This window comes from Nocardia sp. NPDC055050, assembly GCF_053608345.1.
In genome coordinates this window covers 18,179-32,027 of sequence record NZ_JBSGVG010000047.1, presented here as the reverse complement: position 1 = coordinate 32,027, position 13,849 = coordinate 18,179, and the positions used below count along the sequence as shown (strand labels likewise).

Sequence of the window (13,849 nt, the reverse complement as noted above, 5' to 3'; positions counted from 1 at the left end):
GCTCGTGCACGATAGGGCGGTCGGTTTCGTTCATGGGGCGCAGGGGGTCGCACGCGTGATTATCGGACGTTGGCAGTTGGTGGAGACGTTGGGGACGTCGCGGGATTGGTCGATGTTGACCGCGGGTACCGCGCCGCGCGAGTGGGCCTCGTATCAGCGGGCTGTTCCGGCCCGTTTGCAGCCGTTGATCGCGGCCGCGCACGAGACCGGGGCGCCGGTGGAGGAGGTGTTGCCCAAGTCGCGCAATCCCTGGTCGGAGTTGCACTTTCGGGCCGTGCCGGTGTTGTGGCCGGACACGTCCGTGCATGCGGTGAAGGTGTGGGTGGGGCCGGAGGTCCCGGCGGACGAGCTTCGCGTCGCCCCGTTCCAGGTCGACGCCTACGCCCGCGTGGTACGTATGCATCCTGCCGGGCTCGGATCTCACTTCGGTTCCGCCCCGGTCGAATACAGCGGTGCCGAGTCGTTCGAGCGGGTCGAGCGTTTCGATCGCGCGCTGGAATTCGTTGCCGCGCTGCACCATTCGCAACCTCGGAGTCGCTGGTCGGGCGTTGCCACCGTGCATTCGGCGATCGGCCCGCGTTCGCTGCTGGTGGCCGCGCGCAACGGCGACGCCGAGCAGCGGTTCGCGTGGCGCGGCGTGTCCGTCGATGTCACCGACAGTGTCGCCCCGCAACACAAGTCGTTCGAGGCCGCGACGCTGGAATTGCTGCGCGAGTCCCAGCCGGGCCTGTACCTGGTCATCGTCGACACCGCCCAGGTGCGCGCCGTGCGCTGGGTCACCGAGCCGGTGCCGGGGCTGACATGGCGCGGAGTCGACGAGCGAACCGTCCCGCATCCCGAGGACCGGCCCAGAATCGCCGCCCTGCGGGCCGAGGTGCTGGCAGGTGCCACGCGCGCCGGGTTGAGCGGGTTGCGGCTGGCCGCCGAGGCGGGTGGCTGGCTCACCGTCGACGTCGAGGTATCACCGCTGCCCGGCGGCGGCGCGGCGCCTGCTTTCCTGCTCGCTCAGGTGCAGGTCACCGCGCAGCCGGGGTGATCAGGGCAGTTCGAAGGGCAGCGACACCCCGGCGTGCACGCGGCAGCGTTCGCAGGTGCCGGTGTCGTCGACCGCGGTGACCGCACGTCGCATGAGCTCTTTGAAAGGTCCGAGGTTCTTCTTGAATTCGGCGAACACATCGACGGCGTGCACACCGTCGCCCTCTTCCAGACCGGCATCCAAGTCGGTGACGAGAGCGACTGCCGCGTAGCACATTTCGAGTTCGCGAGCGAGAACGGCCTCGGGATGACCGGTCATGTTGACCAGGTCCCAGCCCTGCCCGGCGAACCAGCGGCTCTCGGCGCGGGTCGAGAAGCGCGGGCCCTGAACGACGACCATCGTGCCGGAATCCTCGACCCGAAGGTCACCGGCGGACTTCACCGCGGCGGCGCGCAGATCATCGCAGTAGGGATCGGCGAAGGAGACGTGGACACCGCCGCCGTCGAAGTAGGTCTGCGGGCGACCCGAGGTCCGATCGACGAGCTGATCCGGCACCGCCACGGTGCCGGGACCCCAATCGGCGCGCAGGCTGCCGACCGCGCACGGCGCGAACACCCGGCGCACCCCGAGCGAACGCAGCGCCCACATGTTCGCCTGGTAGGGCAGGGTGTGCGGCGCGAACTCGTGCTGCTTGCCGTGCCGGGGCAGGAAGGCGACGGCGCGGCCCTCGACCTCCCCGATCGCGACCGGCGCACTCGGCGCGCCATACGGTGTGTCGACCTCGACGTGCACCGCGTCGTGGTCGAAGAAGTCATAGAAACCGCTGCCGCCGATAACGGCGAGTGCGGGCCGGGGAAGCGAACTCATAGCGCCGATTCTTCCGCCCGGGCCGACCCCGCGCAGCACCGGGGACCTGTCATCTGACATTTCGACCGCGAAACTGTACCCTAGGGGGGTATTAGTTCGCCACGCGAGCTACCAGGCAGGCGAGGAGACCACGGTGACAACACCCACCCCCGACACCGCGACCGGCGACGAGCACGCGGGCCACGCAGGCCACGGCTACATCACCGCCAAGGACGACTACCTCAAGCGACTGCGCCGCATCGAAGGTCAGTCGCGCGGCCTCCAGCGGATGGTCGAAGAGGAAAAGTACTGCATCGACATCCTCACCCAGGTCTCCGCCATGACCAAGGCACTACAGGCCGTCGCGATGGGGCTGCTCGAGGATCACATCTCACACTGCGTCGTCGACGCGGCGATCGCCGGTGGACCCGAGGCCGAAGCCAAGATCAAAGAGGCCACCGACGCCATCGCCCGGTTGGTCAGGTCCTGACCGCCTCACGAAATCACCAGTGAGCCCGCGAGCCGTACTGTTCACAGCGACCACGATGTCGTCGCCGACCTGGTGATACACGGTGAATCCGAAGAACGCGGCGACGTGGACCTGCTCCCGCCACAGGTCCACGCGCCGGTCCGGGCACACATGGTCGGCTCCCCCCAGGACGCCGACCCGGCCCAGTTCGGTGTGGTAAACCGCCGACGGCGCCACACCGTCGGCGAAGACTTCACGTTCCAGTGGCGTCACTGGAACTCGGACCCCCGGTCGACCGACTTCAGCCATCGCCACCACGACGAGCTGTGCTCCACCGGCCCCGGCATCCTCGATGAAGCCGATCGCCTGCGCCTGCGGGCAGATGCAGCCACGCGGGCTCGGCCTGCACCGCTGCCGCCCTGATCCGAATCGGCATCGTGATCGCTCCTCGTACCGCACTGGTCCAACGAAATCCAGTGTGCTGCGAGAACGATCGTGCCGGCAGTCCTCCCGCGCCAAGCCTCTGACAATCAGTGCCACGTTGATCAGCCGATGTGTGACTGCCGATATTCGCCGGGCGTCATCCCGGTCTCCTGCTGGAACACCCGATAGAAGTGCCGTTCGGAGGCGAATCCCGAGGCGTAAGCGACCGCTGCGGGCGGATGGCTTCTCGTGCGGGCCAGCAGCTTCCGCGCATGCATGATCCGCAATCTGCGCAGGGTGGTGCTGAGGCTGTCGCCAGTACCGTCGAAGATTCGGAACAGCGTGCGGCGCGAGATGTGACAGGCCGCGGCCACCTCGTCGACGGTCAATTCCGGGTCGGTGCACCGCTTTCGGAGGTAGACCATGACGTGTTCGCGACTGAGCGCGTCGGCAGGAGCCTCGACAGGTTCGCTCCCCGCGGCGAGCAGCACCGCCGAGCCGAGGAGGTCGAGCGCACTCCTGGCCAGGATGTCGGCCTGTGCGGGCGATTGCGCGCGGACCCGGGCGAGCTCACGAAAGTAGGTGGCCACCACACCCGCCGGGCTGTCCGGAGCAATCGCGGTGGCGGTCGGTATGCGGACCTCGGCGAGACCCGGCTGCAGGCGGAGCAGTCGCGTGGGCACTCGCACGAGCACCTGCTCGTAGGACACGCTGTCGTGCCAGAGCGAGGGCCGCGCGGTGTCGAGGAACGTCATCTCGCCCGGCTTCAGTAGCACCGAGCGGCCGTCTTGGGTGAGCCGGGCATGACCGGCGACCTGAATGCTGACAAGCAGGTATTCCTCGTCGGCACACGCCACATGCGTCTTGGTGCGCCGGAATTCCTGATTCCCACCCGCGAGCGCGGTCAGCGAGAAGTCGGCGACACCGGGCAAGGCACTGCTGGTGAGCCTGCCGAACGTGGGCGCGTCCAATGTGGGATCGAGCGCGAGTGGGAAATACGTCTTCGTCATCAACGCCTCCCACTGCTCGAACTCCGCACTGCGCGGTGTCAGCGCCGAGAACTCCAGCGTCGTCGTTTCGTTCGCCACAGGCGACCTCCGGAAACGAGAATCGGGTACTGCCGTCAGTGCGGCATCGTCCAGAAGAATACCCCCGCTCCACGCATCGAATGCAATTGCAAATGTACTTACATTCAGTCTTGACCAGGTAAAACCTCTCTGCGCAAGCCTCTTTCAGCACGCTCCGGTACGAGGGCCGCGGACATCACCCGACACACGTGCGCGCGGTGTACCGGAAGACGTGACCGGGCCGTGTTTACTGGTGGTTGCCAGCAGGATGCTCGTCGACGCGCCACCGGGAGGACACGTCCATGTCTGCCGAATCCGCCGTCCTGTCCGTGCGCTCCGAGGACGGCCGCTCGTTCGTCGTCGAGAACGCCGCGGCCAGCCCCTTCCCCGCCGGATCCCTGATCGTGGTCAGTTGCGCGGGGCGCAGGCAGCTCGGGCTGGTCGAGGAGCGCACGGCGACCGTGCCCGTCGGGTTGCGGGGCAGGTTGATCGGCGAACTCACCGATGACGGGATCGACACCAGAGCCAGTCACGCGTTCGACGGCGGGGAGATCGGCCCCGCCGATCGCGACACCGTCACCGCGCTCCACCACATCACCGGCGCCGAGCTCGAGGTCGGCGTGAGCCTGTCGGCGCCCGGCGGCCCCGCCCGGCTGCTCCCCACCCGCTTCAACCGGCACACGTTCTGGTGTGGACAGAGCGGTTCCGGCAAAACCTATGCTCTCGGCGTCGTCCTCGAGCAGTTGATCGCGCACACCGCGCTGCCGATCGTCATCTTCGACCCGAATTCCGATTTCGTCCGCATCGGCGAGGTGATCCCCGGCGCCACCGGCCCCACCGCGCAGGCCCTGCGCGAGCGCGACATCCGCGTCCTGCGACCGAAATCCGAACCACCCGGCCGCCTGCGGGCGAAGTTCATCGACATGCCCTTGACCTCGAAGGCCGCTGTGCTGCAGCTGGATCCGGTGGCCGACAGGGAGGAGTTCAACGAACTGATCCATCTGGCGTCGGCGATGTCCGGCGAAGTCCACGATGTCCTGGACAACCTGCGCGCTGTCGAGAACACGGCTCGCCGCCGGCTCGCGATGCGCGTGGAGAATCTGGGGCTGCTCGACTGGGAGGTCTGGGCGGGAGCCGACCAGGCGGTCACCGAGATCGTCGCCGATCGCCCCGATGTGACAGTCCTGGATCTCGGCGGATTCTCCACGCCCGCACAGCAACTCGTCGTCGCCTTGTCGCTGCTCGACGATCTGTGGGCCAAACGCGAGGAACGCCGCCCGGTTCTGCTGGTGATCGACGAAGCGCACAACCTCGCCTCACCCCGACTCGAATCGCCGGTGGCCGTCGCGGTGCGCGAGCGGTTGATCCAGATCGCCGCCGAGGGGCGCAAATTCGGCCTGTGGTTGCTGCTGTCGACACAGCGGCCGTCAAAGGTGCACCCCGGCATCATCTCTCAGTGCGACAACCTCGCCTTGATGAAGATGACCTCCCCCTCCGACCTGGAGGAACTCGGCACCTACTTCGGCTACGCGCCGAGCGGCCTGCTCGCCCAGGCGCCCTGGTTCCGGCAGGGTGAGGCGTTGCTGGCGGGCGGATTCGTCCCGACGCCCGCACTGGCCAAGGTGAACGCCCGGCTGACCCGTGAAGCGGGCGCCGATGTCTCGGTGCCGCTGCGATGACCTCCGGCTTCGTCGCACTGTGGTTCGCGGCCGTCGTCTCAGGCCCCCGTGAGGCCGACGCGCACCGGCTCACGCCGCACGATCCGACCGCTCGGTCCCCGGAGCGGCAGGCGCTCACCGCGGGGCGCGGCCGCGGCGGCCGGGCGCACGGTGCGGCCAAGATCTAGATCGGCGTAGAGCAGTCCCTCGTCACCTTCGGCCAGCGGTGCGGCGAGTTCGAGTCCGCCGGGCCCGAAGATCCGCGAGACCCCGCCACCGCCACGCAGCAGGCGCCGCTCCGGCATCCGCGCGTCGACGACCTCCCAGCCTGCCACCGGCACGACCGCGACGGGCGCGATGACATGGGTCGATCCGTCCATCGCGTAGCGAACACTGGCGGCGGTATTGAGATCGGGCCCCCATTCCTTGCCCTCCCCGTAGTACACGGTGAAGCCCGACCACGCGGCGATGTGGAGCTGCTCGCGCTGATCGTGCATCTGTCCACGCAGGTCGGCACGGAGATGATCGGCGCCGCCGAGTACGCCGATCCGGCCGTGCACGGTGTCACGAACCAGCGGTCCCCCACCGGGCGCGGCATTGAAGACAGTGCGCTCGAGCCCGGTCGGTTCCGCCTTGCGAGCGACGGCGATGGTGCCGTCGGCATCGATCAGCGCCTGGGACATGAAGACCTCGTGTCCGGCCCGCTCGGCGAAGCCGATCGAGACGTGCACGCCCGTGCGCCGGGCGGCGTAGGCGATGGCGCGCAGTTCGGGGCCGTCGGCGGTCAGCGCGTTGGCCAGATACCTGGCCAGGAATTCCTCGCCCCAATCGACCGAATTGAGCCACATCCACCACGGGAATCCGGGCAGGAATGTCTCCGGAAAAGCAATCACTTGCGCGCCGCCGCGTTCGGCCGACGCGATGTATTCGATTGTCTGTTCGACTCCGGCAGACAGATTCAACCACTTCGGCTCGGCTTGCACCGCTGCCACGCGTACCCGACTCATCGTGCCCCCTTGTCGCTCAACCAGTGAAGAGTGTTCAATTCACTCTCTCGCAGAATGGCGCCACACAAACTGTCATCCCGTGCCAGCCGACTGACGGTCTGTGCCAATCCGCCGATTGCGATGAGTTTCGCCGAATGTCTACCGAATATCGCGTGAGAACGGCGGTATCAGATAGACAGCGCGCTCGACGCGAGCATGCGGAATTCGCCGGGAGTCATCCCCGTCTCCAGCCGGAAGGCCCGGAAGAAGTGTCGCTCGGAGGCGAAGCCGGACGCGAGCGCGACCGTCGCGGTCGCCCTGCCGGGGTCGCGGGTGAGCAGGGTGCGCGCGCATTCCACCCGCATACGCCGCAGCACGGCGCTGAGTCCGTCTTCCACATCACCGAAGAGCCGGTACAGCGTTCGACGCGACACCAGACAGGCACGGGCGATGTCGTCGATGGTCAGGCCAGGGTCGGCGCACCGGGTCCGCATGAAGGACAGCACCTGCTCGCGGGACAGCGCCTGCGCGGGCTGACCCGACGGGATCTCCCCCGAGGCCAGCCGGACCGCGGAGGCGAGCAGTTTGACCCCGTTGTCGGCCAGGACAGTCGCATGGCCGGGAGCGCTCTGCTGGATACGGGCCAGATCGCGAAAGAAGCCGGCGACCGCCCCACCCGCGCTGTCGGCGGTGACCGTCACCGCGGTCGGCAACGGGGATCCACCCGGGCCGAGCTGCTGACGCAGGACCTCGAGTGGCGTCTGGACCACGACTTGCGCCCACGGACCCTCCAGGTCCCAGTGGTATGGGCGCGAGGTGTCGTAGAAGACCATGTCGCCGGGGCGGACCAAGGCGACTCGATCGTCTTGGTGCAGCAGTCCGGAACCTTCGGTCAGGATGGAGACCAGGAGGAATTCACCGTCGGTCTTCGCGATTCCGCGCGGGGTGCGGCGGATGCGCTGGCCGCTCGCGCGGACCGTCGACAGATCGAAGCCGGGGTGACTGCTGCGCTCGATGCGGCCGTGGAAGGTGCCGTCACCGCTCGGATCCGCCATCAGCGGGACGTAACTCTCCGACAGCAGCGACTCCCATTCGGCAAACGATTCGCGTGCTCCGGCGCGCGTCTGCGCGATCTCCATGCCAACCACCTCGCTTCCTATCCGAGTCGAACAGCAAACAGTTGGCGTCGCACAATCGTCGGGCTCGCCCGTGGCCGAGCCTGCCAGATCAACCGTCCAATTTCCATCAGCTGTTTCCGAATGGGATGGTTTGCCGACATCGGAAATGCGTCTAGCACTGCCGATTCCAGCGGATAACCGACCCGGGTCTTTCAATATGAAACATCCATGTGAGGCACATCACCTAACCCGGCTTGACGGCAATCGTCAGCCGATATCGGCGCCGGAACGAGCTACTACTCGGTACTCACCCGGCGTCATACCCGTCGCCGCGTGGAACGCACGATAGAACTGCCGCTCGGTGGCGAATCCCGATGCGGTCGCCACCGCGGCGATCGAACGGAAGTCGCTCGCCACGAGCAACACCCGCGCCCGCTCCAACCGCATTCCGCGCAGGACCGCCCCGAGCCCGCCCTCGAATTCCGCGACCACCCGATAGAGCGTGCGCCGCGACACCCGGCAGCCGTCCGCGATCCGTTCGATCGTCAGTTCGGGGTCGGTGAAATGGGCGCGCAGATAGTCCAGCACCTGCTGCCCGTTCACCGCCGCGATCTGCGCCCGGCCGGGTCGCTCGCCCGCCGCGATGGTGGCCGCCGCACCGAGGAGGTCGATACCGCTGCCCGCGAGCACCGCCGCCGACGCCGGATCGGTGCTGTGCAGCTGGGCGACCTGGCGGAAGAATCTGGCGAGCATCAACCCGACGCCCCCTTCCCCGATCACCATCCCGGCAGGCAGCAGATCAGCACGGATACCCAGGTAGTCGACGACCTGCTGCCGGGGCACCCGGACCGTGAGATCCTCGATCAGGCCCTCCGAGCGCCACCGAATCGGCTGTTCGGTGTCGTAGAAGATCATCGCGCCCGGTGCCAGCTCGACGCGGTTGCCCGCGTGCTCCACCTGGGCGTGGCCGGCGAGCACCACGCTACCGATGACGTGGAAATCGTCGGCCCTGGCGATATGCCTGCGCGTGCGGCGCAATTCGTGACCCTCGGCCACCACGGTGCCTACAGAGATGTCCCCGAAATCGGCCGACCTGATCCGCCCCTCGAACGCGCGTGACACAGTGGGCGCGATCGACACCTCGGTGATCGCGCCGGCGACCAGCTGTTCCCAGTGCGCGAAAGCGTCCGGCGGCGCGATCTCCGCGGTCGAGCAGATCTCGGGAAATCCTTCGAACGACGTCATCGCCCGACGTCGCTATTCCACCGCGACAGGGCGCACGCTCGCCCCGAATTCAGCTGACGCCATTCGTGTCTCCGCCATGATCGCTGCCACTCGTCGAATGCGGTGACCGAGGAAGTATCCATCGTCTGGGAAATCTAGCATCGCCCCCGATTACCACACCGATAACGTGAGCGCCGCCACCACAACTCGGCGGCCGAGACAAGAAAATTTCCTTACTTTCTTCGACTAGGGAAAGTCTCGAACAAATATCGGATCGCCACTCGACAGTTCAGGTGTCACAGAATTCGGTGAACGGATACCGCTATTAATCGCCGCAGCAACCGCCCTCTGGCACCGGCACAGTTCTGGATTCCCGGGTTTGGGCATTACGCGCGGCGAGGTCGGCGTCGGCAGGATAGTCGACGGCGATGAGGCTCAAACCGTGGGCGGGAGCTACCGTCACCGAGCTGGAACGTGCCGTCTCGGCGAGCAGGGACGTAGTCCATTCGGGGTCGCGGCGGCCCTCGCCGACCGCGAGGACGGCGCCGACGAGGCTGCGGACCATCGACCAGCAGAAGGCATCGGCGCTCACGTAGGCGGTGAGCAGGTCGCCGTCACGTTCCCAGTCGAAGCGCTGAAGTTCGCGGATGGTGGTCGCGCCCTCGCGACGTCGGCAGAAGGCGGCGAAGTTGTGCAGGCCCAACAGGTTTCGTGAAGCGGCGCGCATGGCCTCGAGTTCTACGCCGGGCTTGCACGGCACCACCCCGCGCGCCTGCAACGGCTGGGCGCCGTAGGGGGCGGTGGTGAGCCGGTAGGCGTAGTGGCGGCGCATCGCGGAGAAGCGGGCGTCGAACTCGGGCACAGCGGTACGGATTTCGGTGATCCGCACGTCCTTGGGCAGGAACTTGGCCATCCGGTACAGCAACTTGTCGGCGTCGAACTCGGACTCGGTGTCGAAGTGCGCGACCTGTCCCTCGGCGTGCACACCCGCGTCCGTGCGGCCGGCGACCGTCAGCTGCAGCGGCTCACGCAACACCTTCGACAGCGACTCCTCCAGCACGCCCTGCACGGTGCGCAACCCCGGCTGACGTGCCCAGCCGGTGAAATCGGTGCCGTCATAACTGATCCCGAGCCGCACCCGAGTCATGCCATCCTCCTGAATTCGCACGCGGAAAAGAACCGAGCCCGCCACCCACGAAGGGTGACGGGCTCGGCAGAACTCCTGAGAATCAGGCGTCCTTCTTGTCCTCGGTGGCCTCGTCGGCGGCCGGGGCGTCAGCCACGGTCTCGTCGGCGACGGTCTCCTCGACCTCAGCGGCCGGGGCCTCTTCGGTCTTCTGCGAAGCGGCGACGCGACGGGCCCGATCGGCCTCGTTGGTCACGGTCTTCTCGCGGACGAGTTCGATGATGGCCATCGGCGCGTTGTCACCCTTGCGCGGCAGCGCCTTGGTGATACGGGTGTAGCCACCCTCGCGACCCTCGAACGAGGGGCCGATGTCCGCGAACAGGACGTGCACGACGTCCTTGTTGCGGATGTCCTTCATGACCTCACGACGGTCGGCAAGGCTGCCGCCCTTCGCCTTGGTGATGATCTTCTCGGCGTAGGGACGCACCGCCTTGGCCTTGGCCTCGGTGGTCGTGATCCGACCGTGCTCGAAAAGCGCCGTGGCCAGGTTGGCGAAGATCGCCTTCTGGTGCGACGCCGAGCCGCCGAACCGGCGGCCCTTCTTGGGCTTGGGCATTGTGGGTTTCTCCTGGGCGTATTAAAGCTGTTCGGTTTCGGCGTAGTCCTGCTCGCCGCCGTCGGTATCACTGAACGTGCCGCTGTCGCTCCACGTTCCGGTGCTCGCGTCGTAACCCACCACGGAGGACGGGTCGAACGACGCCGGGCTGTCCTTGAGCGAGAGGCCCAGCGTGTGCAGCTTGACCTTCACCTCGTCGATGGACTTCTGGCCGAAGTTGCGGATGTCGAGCAGGTCCGACTCGGTGCGGGCAACGAGCTCGCCCACCGTGTGCACACCCTCGCGCTTGAGGCAGTTGTAGGACCGGACGGTGAGGTCCAGGTCCTCGATCGGCAGACCGAACGAGGCGATGTGATCTGCCTCGGCCGGGCTGGGGCCGATCTCGATGCCCTCGGCTTCGACGTTGAGCTCACGGGCCAGGCCGAAGAGCTCGACCAGGGTCTTACCGGCCGAAGCCAGCGCGTCCCGAGCCGTGATGGAGTTCTTGGTCTCCACGTCGAGGATGAGACGGTCGAAGTCGGTGCGCTGCTCGACACGGGTGGCCTCGACCTTGTAGGTCACCTTGAGCACCGGGGAGTAGATCGAATCCACCGGGATCCGGCCGATTTCCGCGCCGGTCGCCTTGTTCTGCACGGCGGGCACGTAACCGCGGCCCCGCTCGACGACGAGCTCGATCTCGAGCTTGCCCTTGTCGTTCAGGGTGGCGATGTGCATGTCCGGGTTGTGCACGATGACGCCGGCAGGCGGAACGATGTCACCGGCGGTGACGGTGCCCGGGCCCTGCTTACGCACGTACATGGTGACCGGCTCGTCCTCTTCGGAGGACACGACCAGGCCCTTGAGGTTCAGGATGATGTCGGTGACATCTTCCTTCACGCCGGGGACGGTGGTGAACTCGTGCAGGACGCCGTCGATGCGGATGCTCGTGACCGCGGCCCCCGGGATGGAGGACAGCAGGGTACGACGCAGCGAGTTGCCGAGGGTGTAACCGAAGCCCGGCTCGAGGGGTTCGATGGTGAACTTCGAGCGGTTCTCCGCCACAACCTCTTCGGTCAGTGTCGGACGCTGGGAAATCAGCATGAGGATCTACTTCCTGTTCAGGGCATCCGCTATTTGATGCCTCGTCAGTGATTGCGGGGGTCGCCGCGTAGCGACCCCCACCGTTAAGCGATTACTTCGAGTAGTACTCGACGATGAGCTGTTCCTGCAGCGGCACATCGATCTGCGCGCGCTCGGGCAGCTGGTGCACCAGGATGCGCAGGCGGCCGGGGACGACCTGCAGCCAACCGGGAACCGGACGGTCGCCGACGGTCTCGCGAGCCACCTGGAACGGCAGCGTCGGGAGCGACTTCTCCTTGACATCGATGATGTCGTACTGGGAGACCTGGTAGCTGGGGACGTTCACCTTGACACCGTTGACGATGAAGTGACCGTGGCTGACCAGCTGACGGGCCTGACGACGGGTACGGGCCAGACCGGCGCGGTACACGACGTTGTCCAGACGCGACTCGAGCAGACGGAGCAGGTTGTCGCCGGTCTTACCCTTGAGGCGGTTGGCCTCTTCGTAGTAACGACGGAACTGCTTCTCCATGACGCCGTACGAGAAGCGAGCCTTCTGCTTCTCCTGCAGCTGCATGAGGTACTCGGATTCCTTGATCCGCGCGCGGCCGTGCTGGCCGGGCGGGTAAGGACGACGCTCGAACGCCTGGTCGCCTCCGACGAGGTCGACGCGCAGACGACGCGACTTGCGGGTGATGGGGCCTGTATAACGTGCCATTTTGAGCTTTTTCCTTTCCCGCTATTAGACGCGACGCCGCTTGGGCGGACGGCAGCCGTTGTGCGGCTGAGGAGTGACATCGGAGATCGAGCCGACCTCCAGGCCGGCGGCCTGCAGCGAACGGATCGCGGTCTCGCGGCCCGAACCCGGGCCCTTCACGAACACGTCGACCTTCTTGACGCCGTTCTCCTGCGCCTTGCGGGCAGCGTTCTCGGCAGCGAGCTGCGCGGCGAACGGGGTGCTCTTACGCGAACCCTTGAAACCGACGTGACCCGACGACGCCCACGAGATGACATTGCCCTCGGGGTCGGTGATCGAGACGATGGTGTTGTTGAACGTGCTCTTGATGTGCGCGTGGCCGTGCGGGATGTTCTTCTTATCCCGGCGACGCGACTTCTGAGTCTTCTTCGGGCCAGCGGCCCGGCTCTTCGGAGGCATACGCTATCCCTACTTCTTCTTGCCGGCGACGGTCTTCTTCGGACCCTTGCGCGTACGCGCGTTGGTCTTGGTGCGCTGACCACGAACGGGCAGGCCACGACGGTGGCGGATGCCCTGGTAGCAGCCGATCTCGATCTTGCGACGAATATCGGCCTGAACCTCGCGGCGCAGGTCACCTTCGACCTTGTAGTCCGAAGCCTCGATGTACTCGCGGAGCTTCGCCAGGTCGTCGTCGTTCAGGTCCTTGGAGCGCAGGTCGGGGCTGACGCCCGTCTCGGCCAGGATCTGGGTGGCGCGGGTGCGCCCGATTCCGAAAATGTAGGTCAGCGCGATCTCCATGCGCTTTTCGCGCGGGAGATCAACGCCCATCAGACGTGCCATGTGGCAGGTTCCTTAATGGTTGCGGAGGTCTGCTCCCCGTCCGTCCCCCCGTCTTCACAAAGGTGGGGGCACCGGCCTCCGTGCCGGTGGATGGCGCGCACAAGTGCGTGCGTGCTGGAACTGGGAGTGCTTCTTTCGGTCAGTCCGATCAGACGATCGGTGCCCGGTGGTGAGGCTGAATCAGCCCTGACGCTGCTTGTGGCGCAGGTTGTCGCAGATCACCATGACCCGACCATGACGGCGGATCACCTTGCACTTCTCGCAGATCTTCTTGACGCTCGGATTAACCTTCACGTCAGTCCAATCTTGTATTGGTCCACACAGGTGGTGTGAACACAGTTTTTCCCCAGCCAGAGGACCGGGGAAGTCTGGTGTGCGTCCCGTTGCCGGGACACTGTGCGACGCCGCGCGCCGGTGAGGCTCGCGACGCCGTCAGGCATCACTTGTAGCGGTAGACAATCCGGCCGCGTGAGAGGTCGTACGGCGACAGCTCGACGACCACGCGGTCTTCCGGAAGGATACGAATGTAGTGCTGCCGCATCTTTCCGCTGATGTGCGCGAGAACCTTGTGACCGTTCTCGAGCTCGATCCGGAACATCGCATTGGGCAGCGGCTCGACAACTCGACCCTCGACCTCGATGGCCCCGTCTTTCTTCGCCATATCCTCCGCGATCCCGGTTACGCTCAACCTGAGTTTGATGGCCGTCCGCGTGTGTAGCGTCAACCAAGAGCCCGTCGACATGC

The 13,849-nt window shown here is 66.4% G+C and carries 17 protein-coding genes; 4 read left to right on the top strand and 13 right to left on the bottom strand.

The annotated features are described in order from the left end of the window. Positions 1-4: 4 nt before the first annotated feature. Positions 5-1,036 carry a GAF domain-containing protein gene (locus ACWGCN_RS31640; protein ID WP_452458434.1) on the top strand — a complete coding sequence of 344 codons (1,032 nt, stop codon included), beginning with the start codon at positions 5-7 and terminating at the stop codon, positions 1,034-1,036. Here ACWGCN_RS31640 and ACWGCN_RS31635 read toward each other — a convergent pair whose 3' ends face one another. Continuing rightward, a complete protein-coding gene (locus ACWGCN_RS31635) occupies positions 1,037-1,843 on the bottom strand; it encodes an S-methyl-5'-thioadenosine phosphorylase (RefSeq protein ID WP_378993607.1) in 807 nt (268 codons plus the stop codon). Between the two features lie 133 nt (positions 1,844-1,976). Between ACWGCN_RS31635 and ACWGCN_RS31630 the strand changes: the two genes are divergently transcribed. Both ACWGCN_RS31630 and ACWGCN_RS31625 read left to right on the top strand, forming a co-directional pair. After that, on the top strand, positions 1,977-2,312 hold the full coding sequence (locus tag ACWGCN_RS31630) for a metal-sensitive transcriptional regulator (RefSeq protein ID WP_378993608.1): 336 nt from the start codon (positions 1,977-1,979) through the stop codon (positions 2,310-2,312). 105 nt (positions 2,313-2,417) lie between these two features. Next, positions 2,418-2,714: a hypothetical protein gene (locus ACWGCN_RS31625; protein ID WP_452458433.1), complete on the top strand. Its 297-nt coding sequence runs from the start codon at positions 2,418-2,420 to the stop codon at positions 2,712-2,714. Positions 2,715-2,836: 122 nt separating this feature from the next. Here the strand turns inward: ACWGCN_RS31625 and ACWGCN_RS31620 are convergent, their stop codons facing one another. Further along, positions 2,837-3,802: a helix-turn-helix domain-containing protein gene (locus tag ACWGCN_RS31620; RefSeq protein WP_449969580.1), complete on the bottom strand. Its 966-nt coding sequence runs from the start codon at positions 3,800-3,802 to the stop codon at positions 2,837-2,839. A 281-nt stretch (positions 3,803-4,083) separates the two neighbouring features. On the opposite strand from ACWGCN_RS31620, the gene ACWGCN_RS31615 reads away from it, so the two are divergent. Continuing rightward, complete coding sequence (locus ACWGCN_RS31615) at positions 4,084-5,460, top strand: ATP-binding protein (protein ID WP_452458432.1); 1,377 nt, start codon at positions 4,084-4,086, stop codon at positions 5,458-5,460. Between the two features lie 38 nt (positions 5,461-5,498). Here the strand turns inward: ACWGCN_RS31615 and ACWGCN_RS31610 are convergent, their stop codons facing one another. The 11 genes from ACWGCN_RS31610 to infA all read right to left on the bottom strand — a co-directional run bounded on the left by ACWGCN_RS31610 (position 5,499) and on the right by infA (position 13,766). Continuing rightward, positions 5,499-6,446: a nitrilase-related carbon-nitrogen hydrolase gene (locus tag ACWGCN_RS31610; RefSeq protein ID WP_452458431.1), complete on the bottom strand. Its 948-nt coding sequence runs from the start codon at positions 6,444-6,446 to the stop codon at positions 5,499-5,501. A gap of 167 nt (positions 6,447-6,613) precedes the next feature. Further along, positions 6,614-7,564: an AraC-like ligand-binding domain-containing protein gene (locus tag ACWGCN_RS31605; protein WP_387448998.1), complete on the bottom strand. Its 951-nt coding sequence runs from the start codon at positions 7,562-7,564 to the stop codon at positions 6,614-6,616. Positions 7,565-7,810: 246 nt separating this feature from the next. Continuing rightward, positions 7,811-8,788 carry an AraC-like ligand-binding domain-containing protein gene (locus ACWGCN_RS31600; protein WP_387448995.1) on the bottom strand — a complete coding sequence of 326 codons (978 nt, stop codon included), beginning with the start codon at positions 8,786-8,788 and terminating at the stop codon, positions 7,811-7,813. 304 nt (positions 8,789-9,092) lie between these two features. After that, a complete protein-coding gene (truA, locus tag ACWGCN_RS31595) occupies positions 9,093-9,905 on the bottom strand; it encodes a tRNA pseudouridine(38-40) synthase TruA (protein ID WP_452458445.1) in 813 nt (270 codons plus the stop codon). A 91-nt stretch (positions 9,906-9,996) separates the two neighbouring features. Continuing rightward, positions 9,997-10,509, bottom strand: a complete 513-nt coding sequence (rplQ, locus tag ACWGCN_RS31590; protein WP_378661942.1) for a 50S ribosomal protein L17 — start codon at positions 10,507-10,509, stop codon at positions 9,997-9,999. Between the two features lie 21 nt (positions 10,510-10,530). After that, entirely contained in the window at positions 10,531-11,589 is a 1,059-nt protein-coding gene (locus tag ACWGCN_RS31585; protein WP_056818293.1) for a DNA-directed RNA polymerase subunit alpha, read from the bottom strand. Between the two features lie 91 nt (positions 11,590-11,680). Then, complete coding sequence (rpsD, locus tag ACWGCN_RS31580) at positions 11,681-12,286, bottom strand: 30S ribosomal protein S4 (protein ID WP_301904992.1); 606 nt, start codon at positions 12,284-12,286, stop codon at positions 11,681-11,683. 24 nt (positions 12,287-12,310) lie between these two features. After that, positions 12,311-12,724: a 30S ribosomal protein S11 gene (gene rpsK / locus ACWGCN_RS31575; protein ID WP_019045110.1), complete on the bottom strand. Its 414-nt coding sequence runs from the start codon at positions 12,722-12,724 to the stop codon at positions 12,311-12,313. A 9-nt stretch (positions 12,725-12,733) separates the two neighbouring features. Next, positions 12,734-13,105: a 30S ribosomal protein S13 gene (gene rpsM / locus ACWGCN_RS31570; protein WP_067448181.1), complete on the bottom strand. Its 372-nt coding sequence runs from the start codon at positions 13,103-13,105 to the stop codon at positions 12,734-12,736. Positions 13,106-13,285: 180 nt separating this feature from the next. Beyond that, positions 13,286-13,399, bottom strand: coding sequence for a 50S ribosomal protein L36 (gene rpmJ, locus ACWGCN_RS31565; protein WP_056818299.1), 114 nt, complete (start codon positions 13,397-13,399; stop codon positions 13,286-13,288). A gap of 145 nt (positions 13,400-13,544) precedes the next feature. Further along, complete coding sequence (gene infA / locus ACWGCN_RS31560) at positions 13,545-13,766, bottom strand: translation initiation factor IF-1 (RefSeq protein WP_003418601.1); 222 nt, start codon at positions 13,764-13,766, stop codon at positions 13,545-13,547. Positions 13,767-13,849: the final 83 nt, after the last annotated feature.

What these genes read in the sequence shown, in the direction of transcription:
- ACWGCN_RS31635 (WP_378993607.1), bottom strand. Translation starts at nt 1,843, where the DNA reads ATGAGTTCGCTTCCCCGGCCCGCACTCGCCGTTATCGGCGGCAGCGGT.
- ACWGCN_RS31615 (WP_452458432.1), top strand. Translation starts at nt 4,084, where the DNA reads ATGTCTGCCGAATCCGCCGTCCTGTCCGTGCGCTCCGAGGACGGCCGC.
- ACWGCN_RS31610 (WP_452458431.1), bottom strand. Translation starts at nt 6,446, where the DNA reads ATGAGTCGGGTACGCGTGGCAGCGGTGCAAGCCGAGCCGAAGTGGTTG.
- ACWGCN_RS31605 (WP_387448998.1), bottom strand. Translation starts at nt 7,564, where the DNA reads ATGGAGATCGCGCAGACGCGCGCCGGAGCACGCGAATCGTTTGCCGAA.
- ACWGCN_RS31600 (WP_387448995.1), bottom strand. Translation starts at nt 8,788, where the DNA reads ATGACGTCGTTCGAAGGATTTCCCGAGATCTGCTCGACCGCGGAGATC.
- rplQ (WP_378661942.1), bottom strand. Translation starts at nt 10,509, where the DNA reads ATGCCCAAGCCCAAGAAGGGCCGCCGGTTCGGCGGCTCGGCGTCGCAC.
- ACWGCN_RS31585 (WP_056818293.1), bottom strand. Translation starts at nt 11,589, where the DNA reads ATGCTGATTTCCCAGCGTCCGACACTGACCGAAGAGGTTGTGGCGGAG.
- rpsD (WP_301904992.1), bottom strand. Translation starts at nt 12,286, where the DNA reads ATGGCACGTTATACAGGCCCCATCACCCGCAAGTCGCGTCGTCTGCGC.
- rpsK (WP_019045110.1), bottom strand. Translation starts at nt 12,724, where the DNA reads ATGCCTCCGAAGAGCCGGGCCGCTGGCCCGAAGAAGACTCAGAAGTCG.
- rpsM (WP_067448181.1), bottom strand. Translation starts at nt 13,105, where the DNA reads ATGGCACGTCTGATGGGCGTTGATCTCCCGCGCGAAAAGCGCATGGAG.
- infA (WP_003418601.1), bottom strand. Translation starts at nt 13,766, where the DNA reads ATGGCGAAGAAAGACGGGGCCATCGAGGTCGAGGGTCGAGTTGTCGAG.